At 71.0% G+C, this 23052-nt stretch carries 13 protein-coding genes; 7 read left to right on the top strand and 6 right to left on the bottom strand.

Features of this window, described 5'->3' with window-relative positions:
- The first annotated feature begins 44 nt into the window (after positions 1 to 44).
- Positions 45 to 899, top strand: coding sequence for a Rossmann-fold NAD(P)-binding domain-containing protein (locus BKA25_RS08805; RefSeq protein WP_069850687.1), 855 nt, complete (start codon positions 45 to 47; stop codon positions 897 to 899).
- A 9-nt stretch (positions 900 to 908) separates the two neighbouring features.
- Here BKA25_RS08805 and BKA25_RS08810 read toward each other — a convergent pair whose 3' ends face one another.
- The gene (locus BKA25_RS08810) at positions 909 to 1313 is read right to left on the bottom strand and encodes a PPOX class F420-dependent oxidoreductase (RefSeq protein ID WP_069850685.1); all 405 of its coding nucleotides are present in this window, start codon (positions 1311 to 1313) and stop codon (positions 909 to 911) included.
- Between the two features lie 59 nt (positions 1314 to 1372).
- Positions 1373 to 2365: a TIGR03557 family F420-dependent LLM class oxidoreductase gene (locus BKA25_RS08815; protein WP_157421432.1), complete on the bottom strand. Its 993-nt coding sequence runs from the start codon at positions 2363 to 2365 to the stop codon at positions 1373 to 1375.
- A gap of 172 nt (positions 2366 to 2537) precedes the next feature.
- Between BKA25_RS08815 and BKA25_RS08820 the strand changes: the two genes are divergently transcribed.
- Together BKA25_RS08820 and BKA25_RS08825 are read left to right on the top strand one after the other, a co-directional pair.
- The gene (locus tag BKA25_RS08820; RefSeq protein ID WP_069850682.1) at positions 2538 to 4184 is read left to right on the top strand and encodes an alkaline phosphatase D family protein; all 1647 of its coding nucleotides are present in this window, start codon (positions 2538 to 2540) and stop codon (positions 4182 to 4184) included.
- Positions 4185 to 4274: 90 nt separating this feature from the next.
- Positions 4275 to 5150 (top strand): SDR family NAD(P)-dependent oxidoreductase, encoded by an 876-nt coding sequence (locus BKA25_RS08825; RefSeq protein WP_069850680.1) that lies wholly within the window; start codon positions 4275 to 4277, stop codon positions 5148 to 5150.
- Here BKA25_RS08825 and BKA25_RS08830 read toward each other — a convergent pair.
- The 4 genes from BKA25_RS08830 to BKA25_RS08845 all read right to left on the bottom strand — a co-directional run bounded on the left by BKA25_RS08830 (position 5128) and on the right by BKA25_RS08845 (position 9151).
- On the bottom strand, positions 5128 to 6096 hold the full coding sequence (locus BKA25_RS08830) for a helix-turn-helix transcriptional regulator (RefSeq protein WP_069850679.1): 969 nt from the start codon (positions 6094 to 6096) through the stop codon (positions 5128 to 5130). The genes BKA25_RS08825 and BKA25_RS08830 overlap by 23 nt on opposite strands.
- A gap of 149 nt (positions 6097 to 6245) precedes the next feature.
- Complete coding sequence (locus tag BKA25_RS08835; protein WP_236750316.1) at positions 6246 to 7022, bottom strand: cupin domain-containing protein; 777 nt, start codon at positions 7020 to 7022, stop codon at positions 6246 to 6248.
- Between the two features lie 82 nt (positions 7023 to 7104).
- Positions 7105 to 8013, bottom strand: a complete 909-nt coding sequence (locus BKA25_RS08840) for a DUF6807 domain-containing protein (RefSeq protein ID WP_069850677.1) — start codon at positions 8011 to 8013, stop codon at positions 7105 to 7107.
- Between the two features lie 49 nt (positions 8014 to 8062).
- Positions 8063 to 9151, bottom strand: a complete 1089-nt coding sequence (locus tag BKA25_RS08845; RefSeq protein ID WP_236750315.1) for a Gfo/Idh/MocA family protein — start codon at positions 9149 to 9151, stop codon at positions 8063 to 8065.
- A gap of 873 nt (positions 9152 to 10024) precedes the next feature.
- Here BKA25_RS08845 and BKA25_RS08850 point away from each other — a divergent pair.
- Genes BKA25_RS08850 through BKA25_RS08865 form a run of 4 tightly spaced genes read left to right on the top strand, consistent with a single transcriptional unit; the run spans position 10025 to position 22969 of the window.
- Complete coding sequence (locus BKA25_RS08850; protein WP_216637893.1) at positions 10025 to 17107, top strand: type I polyketide synthase; 7083 nt, start codon at positions 10025 to 10027, stop codon at positions 17105 to 17107.
- Positions 17104 to 21813: a type I polyketide synthase gene (locus tag BKA25_RS08855; RefSeq protein WP_069850674.1), complete on the top strand. Its 4710-nt coding sequence runs from the start codon at positions 17104 to 17106 to the stop codon at positions 21811 to 21813. The genes BKA25_RS08850 and BKA25_RS08855 overlap by 4 nt, the downstream gene beginning before the upstream one ends.
- Positions 21810 to 22115 (top strand): hypothetical protein, encoded by a 306-nt coding sequence (locus BKA25_RS08860; protein WP_069850673.1) that lies wholly within the window; start codon positions 21810 to 21812, stop codon positions 22113 to 22115. Before BKA25_RS08855 ends, BKA25_RS08860 begins: the two co-directional genes overlap by 4 nt.
- Entirely contained in the window at positions 22115 to 22969 is an 855-nt protein-coding gene (locus BKA25_RS08865; protein ID WP_069850671.1) for an alpha/beta fold hydrolase, read from the top strand. The genes BKA25_RS08860 and BKA25_RS08865 overlap by 1 nt, the downstream gene beginning before the upstream one ends.
- Positions 22970 to 23052: the final 83 nt, after the last annotated feature.

Genomic DNA, 23052 nt, shown 5'->3' on the forward strand with positions numbered 1-23052 from the left:
ACGGTGACGACGCCAGCCCCGAAGCGCACAAGGAGAGATTCACCATGATCGTCGTCGTCGGTGCGGACCAACCACTGGGCCGCGCGGCCGTCGACCAGCTGACCGCGAACGGGCAGGCCCATCGCCGACTGGACCTCGGCACGCCAGCGGCGCCGGACGGCGCCGAGGCGCAGGCCGCTGCGGACTCGGCGGCGGCCCGAATCGAGAGGACCGTCGTCGACGAGGCGATCTTCGACGGCGCCGACGGCGTCCTCATCGCACCCGCCCCCGGCGGCACCGGCGCCGAGGACGGCGGCGCCGGACTACTGACCGGGCTGATCGATCAGGCAGGAGCGGCGGGCGTCGGCCGCGTCGTCTACTTCAGCATCGTCGCCGCACAGCTGTCCCCGATCGCCTTCCACGCTCGCATCGAGGAACACCTGCGCAACAGCCGGATCGACCACACCGTGCTCCGCGTGGCGCTTTCCCTGGAGGCGTTCCAACCGCTGATCCGACACGCGGCACAGACCGGCGAGCTGCCCGCGCCCGCTGGTGCGGCACGGTTCGCCGCCGCGCCCAGGGCCGATTACGCGGCGGCCGGGCTGGCCGCCCTCACACCGGGAATCGCGGGACCACAGGGCGAGCTGACCGCCGCCTCGGCCTTCGACCTGACCGAATTGGCCGCCGCCGTCGCCGCCGCGACCGGGAAGCCGGTGCGCCGCACCGATTCCGACGACGAGACGGTGTTGGCGGCACTCGCCGCCCAAGGGGTGCCGACACCCTCGGCGGGCGCACTGCTCAGCCTGATCAAACTGGGCGAGCGTGGCGCGTTCGAGGCGGTCAGCCCCCACCTGCGCGTCCTGCTCGCCGGGCCGGGAACGGAGCTGACCGCCGCCGTGCGAGCGGTGCTCGCGGGCTGACGACGTGCATCAGCCGTTGTCGATGTTCCAGCCGTGCCATCGCTGGATCTCGACCCACACGCTCACCCGGGGGCTCGTCCGATTCGGATACGGCTTCCCCCCGTAGTGCGTGGACAACCGGTCGATGTCGACCAGCTCGGGATCGTCCTCGATCGAGACCACCCGCCCCTGGATGCTGACGTGCTTGTACCAGTTGCCCTCCTCGATCACGGTGAGCGCGACCCTCGGATCCCGGCGTAGATGCGCCAATCTCGTGCGGGTGGCATCCAGGTTGAGCAGGATCCTGCCCTTCTCGAACAGGTACCAGGTGGCGACCGAGACGGGCGTGCCGTCCTTGCGCAGGGTCGCCATCACGGCGGGGTTCGGCTTCTCCAAGAGCGCCACGACATGCGGCGGAAGCGATTCGACGGCCATGATCGGATCCTCTCGTGCTCGTCGGCGGCTCGCAATGCGATGGTCGGGGCGATGTATTGCTAGCGACCGCCGTACTCCGAGCGCAACGCGGGCAACAACCGGTCCTGGGCGAAGGGGAAGAACTCCCGCTGATGCCCACCGCCGATCTGCACGAGCGCGACATCGGTGAACCCCGCATCGGCGAACGGCCGGATCGCCTCGACGACCGCGTCGACATCGTCGCCGCAGGGAATCGAACTCGCGACGTCCTCGAGCCGGGCGAACTGACTGGCCGCCGCGAACGCGGTCGTGGACGGCAGCTCGGAGTTGACCTTCCAGCCACCCGCGAACCACCGCATCTGCTGATGTGCTCGTTCGATCGCGGCCTGCCGGTCGGTGTCGTAGCAGATCGGCAGTTGACCGATCTTGCGGCTGCGGCCCTGCCGCGTCGACCCCGTCTTGCGGGCGGCATCCCACTCCGAGACCAGCTCTGCCTTCGGTTCCGTCGCGATGAGGTGATCCACCAGACCGGAGAATCGCCGCACCGACTGTGAACCGGACACGGCCACCCCGATCGGCACCCGCTGTTCGGGCAGGTCCCACAACTTCGCCGAGTCCACTTGGAAATGCTCGCCGTGGTGGTTGACGTATCCGCCGTCGAAGAGCCGGTTGATGATCTGCAACGCCTCGTCGAGCATGGCGTGCCGGACGTTCACCGGCGGCCAGCCCTCGGCCACGATGTGCTCGTTGAGGTTCTCCCCGGCACCGACGCCCAGGGTGAAGCGGCCACCGGAGAGCAACTGCATGGTGGCGGCCTTCTGCGCCACCACCGCCGGGTGATAGCGGATGATCGGACAGGTCACGTAGGTCATGAGTTCCATGCGCTGCGTCGCGTGTGCGACCGCTCCGAGCACACTCCAGCAGTAGGAGGCGTGCCCCTGCGCGTCCAGCCACGGCGAATAGTGGTCGCTGGAGACGGCGAAATCGAAGCCGACCGCCTCGGCAGCGACGGCGTCGGAGACCAATTGCTGCGGCGGGGCCTGCTCGGTGAACAGCGTGTATCCGAAGGAGATCATGAGCGCAACGATCACATGCGGTGTTCCGTTCCGCACGGTGAGTATGCGCTGCTGAGTGACCGGTCGAGGGCGCCGATTCCGGATCCTGCCGACCCGTCTGCTTCGTCCGTGTCGGACCTCACAGGCCCCCTGGCGGTCGCTTGTGCTTGCCGGTGCACTCCGCTAGGCAATGTGGGTGACGGGCTTATTGCTGGGACCGGTGCTGCGTTACGCGGACGCCGACTCCGCCACCGTGTGGGTGGAGACCGATGGACCCTGTGAGGTCGAGGTGCTGGACACCACGACGCCGACCTTCCACGTGGGTGGCCATCATTACGCGCTGGTGGTGATCCGGGGACTGACGCCCGGCACCTCGACGCCGTACGAGGTGCGGCTCGACGGGGAGGTGGCCTGGCCGCCGCCCGACTCCGCATTGCCGCCGAGCCGGATCAGCACGCTCGCCGAGAAGCCGGAGCACTTCACCCTCGTCTTCGGCTCCTGCCAGCACCCCCGCGTCGACCCGGAGGGGCAGCCCGACACCCTGGGCCCGCACGCCCTCGCCGCGTACGCCCAACGGATGGCGACGCAGCCCGTGGAGCAATGGCCCGACGCGCTGCTGTTACTCGGCGACCAGGTCTACGCCGACGAGACCAGCCCGGCGACCAGGGAATGGCTGGCCACCCGCCGGGATCTCGACGTCGCCCCCGGTGCCGAGGTCGCCGACTTCGAGGAGTACACCCACCTGTATCGCGAGGCGTGGTCGGGCGAGCTGATCCGCTGGTTGATGGCCACCGTCCCCACCGCGATGATCTTCGACGACCACGACGTCCGCGACGACTGGAACACCTCGGCGGCCTGGCGCCGCGAGATGGCCGCGACCGACTGGTGGCGCACCCGCATCCGAGGCGGGCTGGCCTCCTACTGGATCTACCAGCACCTCGGCAACCTGCGCCCCGTCGACCTCGATGAGGACAAGATCTACGCGGCGGTACTGCGCTCCGGTCGAGACGGCGATGCCCTCGAACTCCTGGAGGACTTCGCCGAATGGGCCGACTCGGAGGCCGACGGTGAGGAGACCTACCGCTGGAGCTACCGGCGCGACTACGGGCCCGTGCGGCTGATGGTGATCGACAACCGGGCGGGCCGAGTGGTCACCGAGAGCAGCCGCACCATGGTCGGGGACGAGGAGTTCGCCTGGATCGAACGCAACGCCGTCGGCGCACCCGACCACGTCGAGCACCTGTTCATCGCCAGCACGCTGCCGTGGTTGCTGCCGCCCGCGATCAGCGATCTGGAATCGCACAACGAGGTCGCCGCGGCCAGACCCGGCAAGCGTGGCGAGCGCGCGGAACGCCTCCGACAGGGCCTGGATCTGGAGCATTGGGCCGCCTTCCGGCAATCCTTCGACCGGCTCGCCGCTCTGCTGTTGCGCTCGGTGCGCAGCGGAACGGCCACCGCCTCGGTGCTCTCCGGCGACGTCCACCACAGCTACCTGGCCAAGGCGCGGTACCCGGACGAGCCGAATGCCCCGATCTACCAACTCACCTGCTCGCCGCTGCACAACGCCGCGCCGCAGAAGCTGCGCTGGGCGTTCCAGGCCTCGTGGTGGCCGCTGCTGCGCCGACTCACCAGGGCGGCCGCGCGCCGGGCCGGTGTGACCGATCCGCCGCTGGACTGGCGGCGACTCGCGGGGCCGTACTTCGGCAATGAGATCGCCACCCTCTCCATCCGAGGCAGCCACGCCGATATCGCCTTCGAGCAGGCCGTGCAGGCCGACCGGCGATTGGGACTGCGCACCATGGTCCGGCGGGCGCTGACCGAGAACCGAACCTCATAATCCGCGGGCGAAACCAGACGGCAGCTGTCAGGTTTCGCTGTCAGTCTCCAGCACGTTGGCGAATGCATCGACGTGAGGGAGAGGACAGAAGTGTCATTGCGGGACACGATCGCGGTCGTCACCGGAGCGAGCCGGGGCGTGGGTCGGGGAATCGCCGAGGTGCTCGGCGCCCAGGGCGCCACCGTCTACGTCACCGGCCGTTCCAGCCGCGCCACCGGCAGCCCGACCGGCAGACCCGAGACGATCGAGGAGACGGCCGAACGAGTCACGGCGCAGGGCGGCACCGGTATCGCGGTGCGCTGTGATCACACCGATGCCGACCAGGTGCGGGCGTTGTTCGACCGGGTGCGCGCCGAGGCGGGCAGGCTGGATGTCCTGGTGTCCAACGCCTGGGGCGGCTACGAGGCCATCGGCGACGGGGCCGAGGAAGAGGGCGTCGCCGACACGGCGATCTGGGAGGGCGCTCTTGCCCGGCTCGACCTGATGCTGACGGCGGGGCTACGAGCGCACATCCTCACCGCCCAGTTCGGCGCCCGACTGTTGGCCGATACGGGCGACGGACTGCTGGCGTTGACGACCTGGGCCGTCGGCCCCGAGTACTACGGCCAGCTGTATTACGACGTCGTGAAGACGGCGATCAACCGCATGCCGCTGGGCCTGGCCGCGGATCTGCGGCCCTCCGGCGGCACTGCGGTGGCGGTGTCGCCGGGCTGGACCCAGACCGAGGGCATGCCGGAATTCGCCCGGCCCTACACGGAGTCGCCCGCCTTCGTGGGCCGTGCCATCGCGGCGCTGGCCGCCGACCGAGGGCGCGACCGGCATTCGGGACAGCTGCGTACCGTGGTCGAACTCGCCGCCGAGTACGGCTTCACCGATGTCGACGGCCGGGCGAGCAGCCCGTTCTGGGACGCGTTCGCCGAAGGGCGTGACCTGCCGAAGGAGCTTACGAACGGTACAGCCGACTGAGTCGTTCGGCGGCCTCGGCCAGGCCGGCGCGAATCTCCGGTGGGTCGAGTACCTCCGCCTCGGGGCCCAGTCCGTACAGGATGTCGATCCCGATCTCGATGGACTCGACGGGCACGGTCACCGTCCGCAGACCGTGCTCGTCGGGTTCTCCCGCCTCGGCCAGGGCCTTCTTGGAGGCCGTCGGGTCCATCACCTTCGGCAGGGATCTCGCCCCGGCGGCCGTGATCCGCAGGGTCACCGGGATCGTGAGCATCTGCCGGACGAACTCGGCCGACCTGTTCCGCCAGAACTCGCCGAGGTCGAAGGAGTCGTCCCGAACGAACCGCGTCGGCAGCGGTTCGACCCGGACGAACCGGTCCACCCGGTAGACGCGGTGATCCGCCGCGACCCGCGCCACCAGGTACCAGACGCCGTTCTTCAACACCAGGGCGAGCGGGGCCAGTTCCCGCTCGACCTGGCGATCGGACCGCAGGTAACCACCGACCACCAGCTGGTCCTGCCAGACAGCCTTGGCCAGCTCGCCGAGCAACGGCGGGGCGGTCGACTCGTCGAACCAGCGCGGCGCGTCCAGATGAAACCGACGTGCCGCGTCGTCGGCGGCGTCCCGCAACGCGGCAGGCAGGGCCGCGGACACCTTGCGCCGAGCGCTCCCCGCCTGATCGCCCAGCCCCAGTTCGTCCAGCGTGCGACCCAGCCCGGAGAGGAACAGGGCCTGTGCCTCGACCGAGTCCAATCCGGTGAGCCTGGTCTGATAGCCGCCCAACAGGCGGTAGCCACCCGAGGCGCCCCGGTCGGCGTACACCGGGATCCCGGCGGCGTTGAGCGCGAGGACGTCCCGATAGACGGTGCGCTCCGAGACCTCCAATTCGGCGGCCAGCTCGCCCGCCGTCATCCGCGACCTGGCCTGGAGTAGCAAGACCAGTGAGATCAGCCGTGCCGCGCGCATGAGGACTCCCGGTGATCACCCTGCGGCCCTCGGCGGGTGCGGGACCGCCTGGGCCGTTCGACCGGCCACGGCCGCCACCCGGCCGGGCAGGCCCAAGACGGTACGCAACGCCCCCGACAGACGTGGGTCCGTCGGGTGCGCTGTGTCCGCTACTCCGGCCGCACCTCGGCGGCCCGCTCGATCGGGTAGGTGGTGAGCCTGCCGCACATGCCCAGCCTGCGATCCTCGCCGGGCACGATCCGGCGGATCTCCGCCGCCGCCAGCCGCGAGACGTCGCCCGCTTGCAGCGCCGTCAACTGCTCCCCGGTGCGCTCGGCCTCGGCCAGCGCGCCCGCCTGCCAGCGTTCCCGCCAGCCGGCGAGTTTGTCCCCCACCAGGGTCAGCGCCTGCTGGTGGAAGCGGCGCAGTGCGTCCTCGTTGCCCGCCGCGGACTCCGCGCGCAGCGCGCCGAAACCCTCGATCGCCAGGTCGCGGCGGGCTCGGGCGGCAGCCTCGGCGGCGGCCTGCCCGGCGACCGCCGGATCGGGCAGCGTAGCGGCCTCGGCGTAGGCGGCCGGATCGTCGAGGATCTCGGTCGGGAAGGTGAACACCGCGTCGCCGGCCTCGGGCAGCCCGTTGTTCTGCATGACGACCACGATGCGCAGGCCGTCCCGATTGATCAGTCGGTGGATGGTGCCGGGGGTGAACCACAGCGTGGTGCCCGCCCGCAGTTCGCTCTCCTGCGCGCCCGAGGCGGTCAATGTCTGGACCGCGCCGGTGCCCGCCACCACCACGTAGGCCTCGGTGCAGGTGAGGTGCATGTGCGGCGAGCCGCCGTGGCTGTCGTCGGCGGTCGGCCAGTCGTAGACCTCCAACTGCGACACCCCGACGCCGCCGGGCAGCAGCAGCGCGTCTCCATCCCGATACGGACTCGATTCGGCGGCCACGTTCGTCTCCTCACGGTTGGATTCGGTTGCCTGGACGTTCGTCGGCTCAGCTCGGTTCGCGGGGCGAGGTCGATGGGCGGGGTCAGTCCCAGCTTCGGTCGGCCAGGGTGCTGGTGATGCGCTCTTGCGGCCAGTCGCCGATACCCACCACCATGCGGTATTCCCGGTCCAGGACCTCCCCGGGTGCCAGGATCAGCTCCTCGTGGAAGGCCCAACTGGGATTGACCACCGCGAACGGGTCGTTGCGAACGAACCAGTGCGCCGGACGCACCGCGTTGCGCGGGCCCTCCTGGAACACCACGGTCGAATGCCGGTCGACCTCGTCGTGCTCGCCGATGTACGCCACCCAGTCGGCAGGCTGCCCCATCAGGCTGCTCGCGTCGTGCCCGTGCGGGGTGCGCACCGTCCCGTCGCGGAACGCGCGAGGACCACGCCAGGCCAGGCCGGTGTAGCCGGCCATCTCGCGGCCCTCGGTGGTGGGGCTGCCGAACCGGAGTTCCTCGCCGCGCACGTTCGTGATCGCGCTGTGCCAGGTCAACGTCCAGGAATCGTCGTCGAGATCGACGTCGTGCACGGCGATCCGACGCACCTCCTCGGCCCAGACCTCGTCGCCGGAGCTGATCCAGGTCAGCCGTTCGACGATGTCCAGCCGATCGCAGCGTGCGTCGACGAGGTCGAAGCCGTCGTGGCGCATCCGGCCGATGTTGTCCTTGACGACGTAGCCCTCGTCGCGGACATAGCTGACCCCGCCCCAGAAGTTGTCGCCGGAGACGTGGGACGCGGTGAGCTGTAGGCCCTTGTGCCAGCGGTGATCATTGGGCCGGTAGTCGGTCACCACGTCGCCCGCCAGCGTCCGTAGGGGATGGCAGTACGGCTTGGGCGATTCGAAGGCGATGGGGTCCGGGCGGTAGACGTAGGAGAGGATCTCCACCCCGGCCGCGTCGACCACGATCTCGGTACCCAACTCGTGTCGTACGTGCAGGATCCCCACGTTCGTTCCTTCCTGTCCTGGCGTCGTCGATTCGGCGAAGCGGGGTGTCTCAGGGTTGCTCGGCAGGCGCCGAGGGGAAGCTCCAGTCGGTGCGGCCGCCGCTGGGATCGGTGTAGAACGGGTCGCCCGCGACGATCTCGCCCGCGAAGACCGGCCTGCCGGTCACCGCGGCCTTGTACATCGCACTGGTGAATTCGAGGCTGGAACGGCCATCGGCGCCACTGCACCTCGGCCGTCGGCCTGCCCGCATGTCGGCGAGCAGGCTGGCCAGCTGTCCGGCGTGGGAGCCGGTCTCGTCGGTTGCGGGTTCGCCCCACTCGGCGACGCGCTCGGCGGTGACATGCTTGGCAGGGGTGTACGTCCAGTCGGCGTTGGTATAGCCGTACACATGGGACAGTTCCACGGTCGCCTCGGTCAGGTCGACGCGGATCTTGCTGGCCTGCTGCGGAGACAGCACGCTGTTGACCACCGAGCCCATCGCGCCGGAGGAGAACCGGACCAGCGCGGTGGAGACGTCCTCGGTCTCGACATCGCGGGCGAGCCTGCCGGCCATCGCCCGCACCTCGACCCAGTCGTCCATCAGATCCAACAGCAGGTCCACCTGGTGAATGCCGTGTCCCATCGCGGGACCGCCGCCCTCGGTGTCCCACCTGCCGCGCCAGGGCACGGCGTAGTAGGCGTCGTCGCGGAACCAGGTCGTCTGACACAGCGCGACGTACGGGGTGCCGAGGGTTCCTTGGGAGATCAGTGCCTTGGCGTGTTCGGCGCCGGAACCGAAGCGGTGTTGGAAGACGAAGGCCGCGTAGGGTCCCGCCTCGCCCTCGGCGGCGGTGATCTCGTCGTATTCGGCCAGCGAGCGGCAGGGCGGTTTCTCGCATAACACCCAGGCGCCCGCACGCAGCGCCGCGATCGACTGATCGCGGTGCAGCGCCGGGGGAGTGCAGACCACCACGAGGTCGGGCGATTCGTTGTCGAGCATGGTCTGGACGTCGGTGTAGGACTGCGGGATCCGCCACTTCGCCGCGCACTCGCGGGCGCGTTCGACGTCGATGTCCACGGCGGCGACGACCGCCACATCGGGGGCCGCGTCGAGGGCGGGCAGATGCCTGCCGTCCGCGATCCCTCCGGTGCCGACCACTGCGACACGGATGAGGTCTGTTCCTGGGCGGTACGTGGCGAACTCCTCGGTCAGCCGGGTCGAGCCCCCGGTGGCGGACGCGGATCGGTGCTGGCCCCCACTGTGGGAAACCGCTTTCCACTCGCAACGTAACGGCTGGCCTGACCGGACTCAACGCCTGACTTCCAGCGGTCGGTGAGCTGGGCCCGATGCGGCCATGCCCGCCCGAGGGCATCAGGCGCCGTTCCGAGGAGGCTTCTCGTGGCGGACAGCGCCGCGAAGTGCCTTCCGGGTCGGGTATCCGAGCACGAGGGAAATGGTGTGACCGCACGTGCGCTTCCGTACCGGCGGCGTACCCCACTACCACCATGTAACAGTCGCCGACGAACACCCCCGTGAATACCACTTTGCCCGATCACGGAATGATTGCGACGTTTGTCGATATCAGTTCCGAACAAGCGCGCCGAGACATTCTTTCGGAAGGCGCTTTCTTGCCTGTTAGGTGGGCGTGTCGGTTCTCTCGGGTGGCTTCGCCGCGCGCCGCAACGCCGCCTGGCGACCGACCTCGTTATCGCCGCGTCGGCGTCGCCGAAACTCGGCCTGACGCGGATAAACGCCGTGGTTATCGGCCATCGCCAGCGCCGGGTATCACAGACAATCACCCGATTGAGTGGCAGTTGAGGCAGAATTTTGTGTTCTGAATCTGCCGTCGAGTACTTTTCGGAACCGCCGGACTTTCCGGCGTGAATCCGGTGTAACCCGGCGCGACTCGGTGGACCGTGCCAGGGGCAACGGGAAACGAAGTACGCCGGGCGGCGGGAGTCTGAAACAGTGCTTGACGACGACACAGTGGTTATCGGGGTCACCCCTTTCGACGCTCCCAGTGCGCGGCTGGTGAGTGCGGTGACCCGGGCGGGCGGTGTCGGCGTCCTCGACCTCGGCGCGGGCACCGGCCGGGTGCGGTCCGAACTCGCCAAGCTCCGAGACTGGTCGGCCGGAGCCTGGGGCGTGCGGATCACCGACGAGACCCCATCGGATCCCCGGCTACTTGCGGGCGCCGACCTGGTGCTCGCCGACGTCGAGGTGTTGCAGCGATTCCCGGCCGCCGCTCGGCCGCCTCGGGTGTTCGCCGAGGTCGTCGAGGTCGCCGGGGCCCACCGCGCCGCAGCGGCCGGGGCCGCCGGTCTGGTCCTGCGCGGCAACGAGGCGGGCGGCCGGGTCAGCGAGCTGAGCTCCTTCGTCCTGGTGCAACGGCTACTGGCGGAGTCGAACCTCGAACTCCCGTTGTGGGTGTGCGGCGGTATCGGCCCGCGCACCGCCGCGGCCGTGCTCGCCTCCGGCGCGACCGGTGTCGTCCTCGACATCCAGCTCGCGCTGTTGGCGGAAGCCGAACCCAGCTCCGCGACGGCCGCCAGGCTGCGCCGACTGGACGGCTCGGAGTCGGTCTACCAGGACGGCAGGCGGTTCCTGCCCGCGCTCTCGACGGGGCGGCCGACCGCGGACACCGGCTCGGCCGCCGCGCAGCGGCCCGCCCGGTCCGACGACGGGACCGGTCGCGCCGCACTGCCACCCGGCGCAGTGCCCATCGGCCAGGACGGCGGGTTGGCCGAGTCCTTCGCGGCCCGTTACGGCGATGTCGGCACCGCTGTGCGCGCGGTGCGATCCGCCGCCGCCGAGGCCGCACTGGCCCCACCCGCCAGCCGCATCACCCACGCCGACGGTGCCTTCGGGACACGGCTGCCGATCGCGCAGGGGCCGATGACCAGGGTCAGCGATCAGGCCGGTTTCGCCGCGGCCGTCGCCGCCCACGGCGCACTGCCGTTCATCGCACTGGCCTTGGCCGACGGCGCGCAGAGCCGTGCGGTGCTGGAACAGACGCGCGACGCGCTGGGGGATCGACCCTGGGGCGTCGGAATCCTCGGCTTCGTGCCGGACGAGGTCCGGGCCGCGCAGATCGACGTGATCGCCGATATCCGGCCGAGCCACGCGATCATCGCGGGCGGCAGGCCGTCGCAGGCGGCCGAACTGGAGGAACTCGGCGTTCGCACCTTCCTGCACGTGCCATCGCCGACGCTGTTGACGCAGTACCTCGGTCGAGGCGCCCGCCGGTTCGTGTTCGAGGGAGCCGAATGCGGCGGCCACATCGGTCCGCGCAACAGCTTCCCCCTGTGGGAGACGCAGATCGACGTGCTGCGCAGCGAGATCGATGCGGGCAGGCTGCGCCCCGCCGATGTCGCGGTTCTCTTCGCGGGCGGCGTCCACGACGCGCGATCCGCCGCGATGGTCGCGGCGCTCGCGGCACCGTTGACCGCGTGCGGCGTCGAGGTCGGGGTGCTGATGGGCACCGCGTACCTCTGCACCGAGGAGGCGGTGGCCCACGGCGCGATCACGCCCTTGTTCCAGCGGCAGGTGTTGGCCGCCGATCGCACCGAGCTGCTGGAGACCGCGCCGGGACACGTCACCCGCGCGCTCGCCAGTCCCTTCACCTCGGAGTTCGACGATCTGCGGCGCAGGCTCACCGCGCAGGGCGTTCCCGAACGCCAGGTTTGGGCCGAGCTGGAGGCGCTCAACGTCGGGCGACTGCGGATCGCCGCGAAGAGCACCCGGCATGTCGAGACCGGGGTCGTGTCCGTCGACGCCGACGAACAGCTGCGCGACGGGTTGTTCATGGCGGGGCAGGCCGCCGTGCTGCGGCACCGACCGACCACGATCGCCGAGCTGCACCGAGCGGTGACCTCGGACGCGGAGGGATTCCGCCGCGAACAGGCCGCCGGCCGTCGTGCCAGGCGCGAACCGACGTCCACCCCCACGCCCCGGCCGCTGGACATCGCCATCGTCGGGATGGGCTGCGCCTTCCCGGAGGCCCCCGACCTCGATCGCTACTGGGCCAACATCGTGGCCGGGCGCGATTCCATCACCGAGGTGCCCGTCGAGCGGTGGGATCACACCCGACTGCACCGCCCGGACGCGACCGCAGGCGACGGCACCTCGCCGTCCAAATGGGGTGGTTTCCTGCCACCCATCCCCTTCGATGCCCTGCGGCACGGAATTCCACCGGCCGCGCTGAGCAGTATCGACCCGGCCCAGCTGCTGGCCCTGACGGTCGCCGAGGCCGCGCTCGCCGATGCCTTCGGCGCCAGGGAGTTCGACCGTGGTCGCACCTCGGTGGTCTTCGGGGTCGACTCCGGCGGTGATCTGGCCAATGCCAACGCGCTGCGTGCGCTGCTGCCGTCCTATCTGGCGGAGCTGCCCGCCGAACTGGACGCCACACTGCCCCGACTGACCGGCGATTCCTTCGCCGGAACGCTGTCCAACGTGGTCTCGGGCCGGATCGCCAACCGCTTGGACCTGGGCGGGACCAACTACGCGGTCGACGCCGCGTGCGCCTCGTCGCTGGCCGCGCTGGACGTGGCCTGTAAGGAGCTGATCGAGCGGACCAGCGACATCGTGTTGTGCGGCGGCGCCGACGTGCACAACGGCATCGGTGACTACCTGCACTTCGCCTCGGTGGGCGCGCTCTCGCGCTCCGGACGGTGTCGCTCCTTCGACTCCGCCGCCGACGGGATCGTGCTCGGCGAGGGCGCGGCCTGTGTGGTCCTCAAACGTCTCGACGATGCCCGACGCGACGGCGACCGGGTGTACGCGGTGATCAAGGCGGTCGGCAGCGCCAGCGACGGCCGGGCGCTGGGGCTGACGGCGCCGCGCGCCGAGGGCCAGCAGAACGCGCTCGGTCGCGCCTACGCGCAGGCTCGGATGTCGCCAGCCGAGATCGGCCTGGTGGAAGCCCACGGCACCGGCACGGTGGCGGGCGACGCGGCGGAGTTGTCCGCGCTGACCAACGTGTTCCGCTCGGCGGGAGCGCGGATCGGCGGCACGGCTCTCGGCTCGGTCAAGTCGCAGATCGGCCACACCAAGTGCGCCGCCGGGCTCGCCGGACTGGTGAAGACGGCGATGGCGCTGCACACCGGGGTGCTGCCTCCGACGCTGCACGTGTCGACGCCGAACGTCGCCTACGACTCGGCGACCAGCCCCTTCGTCCTCAGTGGTCGGGCGCGGCCGTGGCCGGTGGCCGCCGCAGGACGGGCCGCGGCGGTGAGCGCGGCCGGGTTCGGGGGCATCAACTTCCATGCCGTCCTGCGGGCGGACGAGCACGGCACGCCACCCGCCTCCGGCGGCGCGCAATGGCCCGCCGAGCTGTTCCTGTTCGCCGGGGCGGACGACGCGAGCCTGTCCAGGGCACTGCGCCTGTTGCGGGAACGGCTGGAGGTCAACGATCGGGCGGGCAGGCCGTGGCGCCTGCGCGACCTCGCGGCGACCACCGCCGACCTCCACGAGCGGACCGGTCTCCCGGCGGCGGTGGCCCTGGTGGCCACCGATCTCGACGCACTGGCCGTGCTGCTGGGCCGTGCCCTCGCGGGCGAGCACGATCCGGCGGCAGGCCTGTTCCGGGCCCGCAGCAGGCGGCACGCCGAGAACGGAGACTCCGCGCAGCCCGCAGGCGGCCACCCCGGCGCCGCCGAATTCGAGTTCGGCGCCGAACCGGGCGATCCGGCTCCCTCGGTGGCGTTGCTGTTCCCCGGTCAGGGCAGCCAACGACCCGGGATGCTCGCCCCGCTGCTGATGGCGTTCCCCGAACTGCAACGACATCTGCGTGGCGTGCCCGACGTGATGGGCGTCGTCTATCCGGCTCCGCCCCGTGATCAGTCCTCCGAGTTGGCCCAGCGCCGGGCGGTCACCGAGACGACCGTCGCGCAACAGGCCCTCGGCGGCACCGGCCTGCTGGTGGCCGAGCTGCTGGAGCGGCTCGGTATCCACCCCGACATGGTCGCCGGGCACAGCTACGGCGAACTGGTGGCACTGTGCGCGGCCGGGGTAATGACCACGGACGAACTGGTCACGGTGACCCGGCAGCGGGCCACCTCGGTGTCGCGCGCGGTACAGGCCGAGGCGGGAACGATGGCGGCGGTGTCGGCGGGCGCCGCGCAGACGGCCTCGGTGCTCGACGCGGCCGGACTCGGCGATCACGTGGTGGTCGCAAACCACAATTCGCCGACTCAGGTCGTCGTCTCCGGACCGGTGGTGGCGGTGCAACACGCCGTCGCGGCCCTGCGAGCGGCGGGGCTGGGTGCCGGACACATCCCGGTGGCGGGCGCCTTCCACAGCCCGCTGATGAACGCGGCGGGCCGTGAGTTCGCCGCCGCACTGCACGATCGCGAGTTCCAACCGGCCGAGGTGCCGGTCTGGTCCAACCGCACCGCCGCTCCCTACCCCGCCGATCCCTCGGCCGTGCGCGGTGAGCTCGCCGCGCACCTGACCTCCCCGGTGCGCTTCGCCGAACAGATCGTGGCGATGTACGAGGCGGGCGCACGGGTCTTCATCGAGGCGGGACCAGGCAACGTGCTGACCAGGCTCGCCGCCGCGATCCTGCGCGGTCGCCCACACCTGGTGGTGTCCTGCGAGGACTCCCGCCCGGGACTCCCGGGTTTCCTGGACATGTTGGCGCGGCTGGCGATCGCAGGCGTCGGAGTGCGTTCGGATCGGCTGCTCAGCGGCCGAGGCGCCACCGTCCTCGGCCAGAACGGCCGATCCGCGGGCCGTACCAGCCGATTCGGCGGCGGTCGGGTGGGACAGGCGACCGGCGACACCCCGCCGCCGCGCCTCGGCTGGGTCGTGGACGGCAGGTCGGTCCGAACCGCGCAAGGACACCACCTTCCCGGCGGGCTCCGGCCCGCCCAGCCCATCCAGGAGGACGTCATCACCATGCATCGCGAGAGCGATTCCCCCGGCGAGGCCGAACGACTGGTCACCGATTTCCTGCGGTCCAGCCGAGAACTGCTCGCCGCGCAACGCGACGTGCTGATGACCTACCTCGGATCGGGCTCGACCGATCGCCCCTCGGCGCCGCCCGTCGTCGGGCCCGCCACGGTCGCGCGTCCGGCCCTGACCGTGCAGGCGGAGCCGGAACCCGAACCGCCCGCCGCCGCGCACCAGCCCCCGACGCAGGCGATCGAGAGCACCGCGACGACGCATTCGGCGCCGACCTCGCCGGAACTCGACACGCCCGCGCCGCACAGCGCAAGCGCCGAGGACGCCGCGCCCGCCGAGGACGAGCCGGTGGACATCCACGCCGTGGTGCTCGCGGTGATCAGCGAACGGACCGGATACCCGATCGAGCTGATCGATCCCGATCTGGATCTGGAATCCGACTTCAGCATCGACTCCATCAAGCGCACCGAGATCGCCGGCGAGCTGATCGCCCGCCTCGGGTTGGATACCGCAGCGCTGCCCGACGACGAGGTCGACCAGCTGGCCAAGGCCCGGACCACGATGGCGATCGCGGGCTGGTTGACCGACCGATGCGGGCGTCCAGCCGCCGCGCCACGGTCCGACACGAATGGCCGACCGACCACCGTGGAACCGGAGATCGAGCCCGCCCAGACCGAACCGGCGGGTGTCGTGGCCAGCCGGACCAATCCGGTGGGGCGGGAGCCGGTGCGGCACGTCTGGGGTGCCGTGGAACTGGCCGCACTCGACGATTTCGAACCATCGGCCTTGGCGGGCACCCGCTTCGCGGTCTTCGGCGAGCCGGGGGCGGTGCGCGATGCCCTGTGCGGGCTGTTGGAGCGCCACGGCAGCGAGGTGTCGGTGTCCTCCGCCCGTCAGGAGTTCGACGACGCGGCGGAATCGAGCTTCGACGGGGTCGTCCGGCTGGACGGCCTCGACGCCGAGGACCCGGTGCTGCCGGATCTCTTCGGCCCGATCAAGAGTTCGCTGACCCGGTCGCTCAAATGGTTCGCCGTCCTGAGCCACGCGGAGGCGAGCGGCATGGCGGCGACGGCCAGCGCGGCGGGCCTGCGTGGCCTGATCCGCACCGTGGCCAGGGAGTACGCCGAGACCACCGTCCGCCTGATCGAGGTCGACCCGGCCGCCGCGCCGGACCGGGTGGCGGTCTCGGTGCTGACCGAGCTGTTGAGCGAACGCCGCACCGACCCCTCGGTGATCCGGCTGGATGACACGCTTCGACGCGCGGAGCTGCCCATCCGCGCCGATCTCGGCCTGACCGCGACCACGGGCGGCGGCCCGGGCACCGAGCCCGCAGGCGAGGCCCGAATGCTGGGTCTGGACTCCGACGCCGTGCTGCTGGTCATCGGCGGCGCCCGGGGCATCACCGCCCGGATGGCCGTGGAGCTGGCGGCGGGCGGGGCGCGAGTGCACGTCGCGGGGCGTACCGCGCGGGCCACGGCCCCGGAATCGCAGGCGACACTGGGAATCACGGATCTGCCGGGACTGCGTGCCGCGTTGATATCGGCCGGGGCCACCGGTTCGCCCGCCGATATCGACGCCTCGGCGCGGCTGATCCTGGCCCGCCGCGAGGTCGAGGCGACGATGGCCGAGCTGCGCGGGCCTGCATCCGAGGCCGATTACCACCAGCTGGATGTCCTGGACGCCGAGGCGGTGCAGCAACTCGTCAAGGAACTGCACACCCGGTATGGCCGCATCGACGGTGTCGTCTTCGGGGCGGGCACCATCGAGGACCGGTTGCTCGCCGACACCTCGGTCGCGTCATTGCGCCGGGTGTACGACACGAAGGTCAGTGGCGCGACCGCGTTGGTCTCGGCGTTGTCCGGACTGCCGCACCCGCCCGGGTTCGTGGTGTTCTTCGGCAGTGTCGCGGCGGTACTGGGCAGCCGTGGACAGGGTGCCTACTCGGCGGCGAACGACGCGCTGGAGGTCCTCGGCGCCGGTTATGCCCGGCAGTCCGGCGCGCGGGCACTCACTCTGCACTGGGGACCGTGGGCGCCGCTCGGCGAGCATCCCGGCATGGTCTCCGACGAGGTAGGCAGGCAGTACGCGCGACTGGGCCTGGACCTGATCGACCCGGAGGCAGGCGTCCGAGCCATGGTCCGGGAACTGTTGTGGGGCGACCCCACCGTGCGTTCGGTGCTGTACACGCCGCAGGGCTGGGTGAACCCATGACCGTCGCCTCGGACGACGTCGCCGTGGTGGGAATGGCGGTGCTGTTCCCGCAGGCGCCGAACCTGGACGCCTACTGGCGCAACCTGGTGGCGGGCCTCGACGCCACCGGATCGATCGCCGAGGCGCGGCGCGGCCTCGACGCCCGGAGTGCGGACCGAGCCGACGCGCGGGCGGACCGTCGGGGTGGGTTCCTGGATCTCGCCGAGATCGCGGTGGCCCGCCTCGGGCTGCCGTCCTGTTCGGTGGCCGATCTCGCGCCGGACCAGCTCATCGCGCTGGGCGTCGCCGCCGACGCCCTACGGGACGCCGGGGGCCCCGAGGCGGTGCCGGATCGCGACCGGGTGGGCGTGGTGCTCGGCACCGGTTCCGCTCCGAGCCCGCAGCTGATCGAGTTGAGCAACCGCCTCCACCGGCCCGCCGAGTTCGCCGCCGCGCTGCACGCGGTGTTCCCGGAGCTCGATGAGTCGGCGGTGGCCCGGCTGCGGGACCACTTCGGGGCGGGGCAACCGGAATCGCCGCCCACCGGTGTGCTTCCCGCTTCCGCCGCCGCGAAGCTCGCGCACCGATTGGACCTGCGAGGACCCGCCTACACCGTCGACGGCGCCTGCGCCTCCTCGCTGATCGCGGTCGACCACGCCGTCGGGGAACTACTCCGCAACCGCTGTGACCTGATGCTCGCGGGTGGCTCGCACCAGCTGCACGATGCCACCCTCTGGAGTGTTCTCGGCCCACTGCGGACCTTGTCGCCCGGCGAGTGCACCCGGCCCTTCGATCAACGGGCCGACGGCACCCTCATCGGCGAGGGCACCGGAATCGTGGTGCTCAAGCGACTGGCCGATGCGCGCCGCGACGGGGACCGCGTCTACGTGGTGATCCGGGGCATCGGCGTGGCGGGCGACGGCGGCACGTCGGGCGGCCCGGCCGAACCCTCCGTCGACGGCCAGACCCGTGCGCTCGCCGAGGCCTGGCGGGCCGCCGGGCTGGATCCCCGCGCTCCGGACTCGGTCGGTCTGCTGGAGGCCCACGGCATCGCGACCGAGGCGGGCGATGCCGCCGAACTCGCCACCCTCGCCGAGGTCTTCGGCGCCGAACCGGCCGGCTCGGGCGTGCTCGGCTCGGTGAAGTCGATGATCGGGCACACCCTGCCCGCCGCCGGGATCGCCGGTCTGGTGAAGGCGGCACTGGCCGTCTATCACGGGGTGCTGCCGCCGACACCGAACTGCGAACAACCGCACCCGGCATTGGCGCGCACCCGTTTCCGGTCGCTGTCCGAGGCCTTGAACTGGGAGTCGCCTGCCGGAACGCCGCGAAGGGCGGCGGTCAACGCCTTCGGCTTCGGCGGCATCAACGCGCATGTGATCCTCGAACAGGCCCCGCCCGGCGACCCTGGCCACGCCGATCTCGCCCAGAGCTCGCAACGCACTCTTCGGCTGGCGGCCGCGAATCCGACGGAACTGGCCGATTTGTTGACCGCTTCCGACGAGGACGTGCTGGCCGCCGGTCTCGCCGAGGATGCGCCCGCACCGGGACGGTGCAGGCTGGCCGTCGTCGATCCGACCCCGAAACGACTCGGCTTCGCCCGCCGGGTCGTCGCCTCGGGACGATCCTGGCGGGGCCGCAACGACATCTGGTTCACCATCGCGCCGCTGTTGAGCCCGGAGGCCGGCGGCCGACTCGCGTTCGTCTTCCCCGGTCTGGACAGCGAATCCGAGGCCGGTTTCGACACCGACACCGATGCGGGCGAGCAACCGGTCTTCGGGGTGCTGAGCCTCGGCCTGGAGCTGGACCGACAGCTGCGATCGGCCGGGGTGGTCCCGGATGCGATCGCGGGCCACAGTCTCGGCGAGTGGAACGCGATGGCCAGCGCGGGCGTGATCGATCGGCCGGTGACCGCCCGAATGCTCGCCACGGCCCAGAACAACGAGTATCCGCTGCTGGATCTCACGTTCGTTCTGGTCGGTGCCTCGGTGTCCGAGGTGGGTGCTGCGTTGGCCGCGCACCCGGAACTGGTGATCTCGCACGATAACAGCCCCCGGCAGAGCATCGTGTGCGGGCCTGCGGTCGCCGCCGACCGTTTCGTACGCAGTTGCCGCGACCGTGGCGTGATCGCCTGGGAACTGCCGGTGCGCTCCGGCGCGCACACTCCGATGTTCGCGCCGCTGGCCGCCCGTTTCGAGGACCAGTTGGCGCAGACCACATTGCGACCGGCCGAAACCGAACTGTGGTCGGCGACCTTGGCGGCCCCGTTCCCCGCCGACGCTCAGCGCCAGCGGGAGTTGATCCTGCGACACCTGGTGGAACCGGTGCGCTTCACCGAACTGGTGGAGGCGATGTACGCCGCCGGTATCCGTGCCTTCATCCAACCGGGGATCGGCCAGGTGCCCGCGTTGATCGACGACATCCTCGGCGACCGGGAACACCTGACGATCTCCGCGCACCAGGCCGGTCGGGACGGCCGCGCCGGGCGGCGCCGGATCCGCGCGGCGCTCTGGGCCGACGGGTGGCAACCCGCCTCGGCCCGCGAGTCGGCCGATCGCGGGACGCTGCCGGTCCGGCTTCGCTTCGGCCCCGACCCGCTGGTGCTGCCCGAGGCCGATCGCGTCGGGATTCGCGCCGTCCTCGGTCGCTGTGTCCCGCCGTCCGGGCCCGACCGGCTGCCGGCACCGCCTCGACGATCCGCTGGGACGACGGCGTCCTCGCGGGAGTTGTTCGCCCTGCTCGGCGAGATCGAGGAGTCCGCGCAGTGGGCGGCCGACTGGGTCGACGGTGCGAACACCACCGCTGCGGCAATCCCGCAGCCCGCCGCCGATCTGGTCGCGGAAGCACCGCAGCTCGCTGGGCCGCAGGCCACCGGCCCGAATCCGGCCGCCGAGGTCCCCGTCGACCGTGCCGAGGGCGGTGGGCTCGCGCCGATTTCCGAGGCACCGCCCACGATCCTCGACCCGACGACGCACCAGGTGTTCCCGGCTCCGCAGACCGAGGCGGCCGTCGCCGACACCGCCGACGAAGCGGTTCCGATCGCAGCCCGCACCGCGCTGGTCCCGGAACAGGGCCGCAGCATCGGCGGACTGGAGATCGACGAACCGCCGACGACGCCGGACCGGGTCGACGGCGAGGTGCACGCCACGCTCACCGTGTCCCTCGACACGATGCCGCACCTGCGGGATCACAGTTTCTACGACCAACGGCCCGGTTGGCCGGACGCGAGCGACCGAATGCCGGTGATGCCCGCGACCGGCGTCGTGGCCCACATCGTCGACTTCGTCCAACGGGCGGTACCGCACCGAGTCGTCACCGAGGTCGGTGGCCTGTTGCTGCGACGTTGGTTCACTGCGGTGCCCACCACCTCGGTGCGCGTCATCGCGACACCCCTGGGTGCCGATCGCTATCGCGTGCAGGTCGGCGACCACGCCGAGGCGGTGGTCACCCTCGCCGATCGGCTGCCCGACTCCCCACCCGCGCCCGAGATCGACCGCTCCGCCGAGCATCCGTCCTGGCACACCGCCGAGCAGCTCTATTCCCGGCGGCTGATGTTCCACGGACCGATCTTCGCCAAGGTGCGTGCGGTCTCGGGTATCGGCGACCGGCATGTCCGAGGCGTGGTCCAGGCCTCGGATGTGCCCGGCGTGCTGTTGGACAACGCGGGCCAGCTGTTCGGCTACTGGATCCAACGCAGCCCGGCGGTGTGTGCGCTCGCACTGCCGATGGGTGTGTCCGCGATCCGATTCCACGGGCCGCCGCCCGCGCCGGGAACGGCCGTCGACTGCCTGGTCACGGTCACCTCGATCAGCGATGCCGATGTCGTCGGCGACATCCGACTGTCGGTGGCGGGGCGGGTGATCGTGGAGATCATCGGCTGGCGCAATCGGATCTTCTTCCCGGCCGACCGGGTGTTGGCGGCCCTGCAGAATCCCACCCAGCTGACCGTGGCGGTTCCGCAGCGGTCGGGCTGGGTGCTGTTGCGGGAGTCCTGGCCCGGCCTGGCCGCCCGGGATTTCGTGCTCGGCGGCATGCTCGCCGCTGCGGAGCGCGCCGAGTATCGGGAATGCCCGGCGCGGGCCAGACGGCACTGGCTGCTGGGGCGGCTGGCGGCGAAGGACGCGGTGCGGGCACTGCTGTGGGAGGGACCCGGCGCGATCGCCTCGCCGAGGCGCGATTTCCGTGAGCTGCCCGGCGAGACCGGTCTCTACCCCGCCGAACTGCGGATCTATCACGACGCTGCGGGTAGGCCGAGGGTGACCGGCCTGCACGGTCGGGTGCTGCCGGAGCTGTCGATCTCCTTGGCGCACAGCGGAACGGTCGCCGTCGCCATCGCCGTGCCCGGATCGGGCGGGGTGGGCATCGACGTGGAGAAGGTCGCGCCCCGAACGCCCGAGACGATCGAGCTGGCCCTCGACGCGTCCGAACGTGGCCTGCTCGCCGACCTGGTGGGACTGACCGGGGAGTCGACGGACCTGTGGTTCGCCCGGTTCTGGACCGCGAAGGAAGCGGCGGGCAAGGCCGAGGGCATCGGATTGGCGGGCGGGCCCCGCCGCTTCTCGGTGCGTACCCGGCCGGACGGCGATCTGGCCGTCACCGTGCCGGGCGGAATGGTTCCCCGTACCTACCGGGTGCGCACGACCTCGGTGGAGGCCGCGAGCCCGGAACGACCGGATCAGCCGGGCGATCGCTACGTGGTGGCCTGGACTGTCCAGGAGGATGAATGACCGGACGACTTGCCGTCGAGGAGACCCGGGTGCTCACCGAGGTGATCGCGGTCATCGCGGCTGCCTGCCCCCGGGTGGACCCCGAGATCGACGAGATCATCATGTCCACGAATCTGCGTGAGGACCTGGCCATCGCCAGCGTCGAGCTGATCAACGTCGTGGGCAGGCTCAAGATGCGCTACGACGACGACGTGGACTTCCTCGACCTCGTCGTGGGATTCCAGCAGTGCGACATCGAGGCGCTCACCGTCGGATCACTGGTGGAGTACATCGTGTCCAAGCTTGCACAGGAGAAGCACTGATGGCGGCGACCACCGTGCGCGGCCTGGGCTGCAACCTCGAATTGCTGCGCCCCGCCGTTCCTCGACCGCAGTCGCCCGCCGTGCTCTGCGTGCATGGATTGGGGATCGACAGTCTCGCCAGCTATTACCTGTCGCTGGCCCCGCCCCTGGTCGCGGCGGACGCCGAGGTCGCCATGTACGACCTGCGGGGTCACGGCAACAGCGAACGCCCGGCCACCGGCTACCGGCTCGTCGATTTCGTCGACGATCTCGAAGGCGTGATCGAGGTTCTCGGCTGGCAGGACCGGGCGATCCACCTGGTCGGGAACTCCTTCGGCGGGACGGTGGTGTTCCGCTACGCGGCCGACCACCCGGAGCGAGTCCTGTCGATCACCGCAGTGGAGACCGAGCCGCCCAGTCGGTACTGGGAGGGTTGGATTCGCGCGGCCGTGCGTGGCGCGCGCGAGACGGTTCATGCACCGGATTCGCTGGAGCAGTTCGCCAGGGACCGTGGCCGGGTCGGGCGGCGGCAGGGCGAATCGATGCGGGCGTTGGTGATGGACACCACACTGACCGAGGATTTGCCGAGCGGCCCGTATCTGACCGAGTCCGAGCTCGCCGCCTTCCCGGTCCCGGTGCTCGGCCTGTACGGCGCCGAGTCGGACCTGGCCGACCGGGCGGACCCGCTCGAACGGCTGTTGCCGGACTGCGTCACGGTCACCTTCCCAGGTCAGGGCCATCGACTGTTGGTGGAGGCCCGTCGGGAGGTCGCCGAGTTGGTGGTGCCCTGGATCACCGAGGGGCGGCGCCCGGCAGGCGTGTCGGCGATCCCGATCCCCGACACGGCTCCGGCCCTGGGCGATCCCGTGCCGTGACCGCAGTGCGGGCCCAGGCCCCGGAACGGGTAGCCGAGTCGGCTGCCTGCCGGGGCAGACGCGCAGGGGAAGCCGGTGCCGGA

Source organism: Actinoalloteichus hymeniacidonis (assembly GCF_014203365.1).
GTDB classification, from domain to species: domain Bacteria; phylum Actinomycetota; class Actinomycetes; order Mycobacteriales; family Pseudonocardiaceae; genus Actinoalloteichus_A; species Actinoalloteichus_A hymeniacidonis.

Excerpts from the sequence above, each read along its gene's own strand:
- BKA25_RS08860 (WP_069850673.1), top strand. The coding sequence starts at position 21,810 with ATGACCGGACGACTTGCCGTCGAGGAGACCCGGGTGCTCACCGAGGTG.
- BKA25_RS08865 (WP_069850671.1), top strand. The coding sequence starts at position 22,115 with ATGGCGGCGACCACCGTGCGCGGCCTGGGCTGCAACCTCGAATTGCTG.
- BKA25_RS08810 (WP_069850685.1), bottom strand. The coding sequence starts at position 1,313 with ATGGCCGTCGAATCGCTTCCGCCGCATGTCGTGGCGCTCTTGGAGAAG.
- BKA25_RS08820 (WP_069850682.1), top strand. The coding sequence starts at position 2,538 with ATGTGGGTGACGGGCTTATTGCTGGGACCGGTGCTGCGTTACGCGGAC.
- BKA25_RS08830 (WP_069850679.1), bottom strand. The coding sequence starts at position 6,096 with ATGCGCGCGGCACGGCTGATCTCACTGGTCTTGCTACTCCAGGCCAGG.
- BKA25_RS08805 (WP_069850687.1), top strand. The coding sequence starts at position 45 with ATGATCGTCGTCGTCGGTGCGGACCAACCACTGGGCCGCGCGGCCGTC.
- BKA25_RS08855 (WP_069850674.1), top strand. The coding sequence starts at position 17,104 with ATGACCGTCGCCTCGGACGACGTCGCCGTGGTGGGAATGGCGGTGCTG.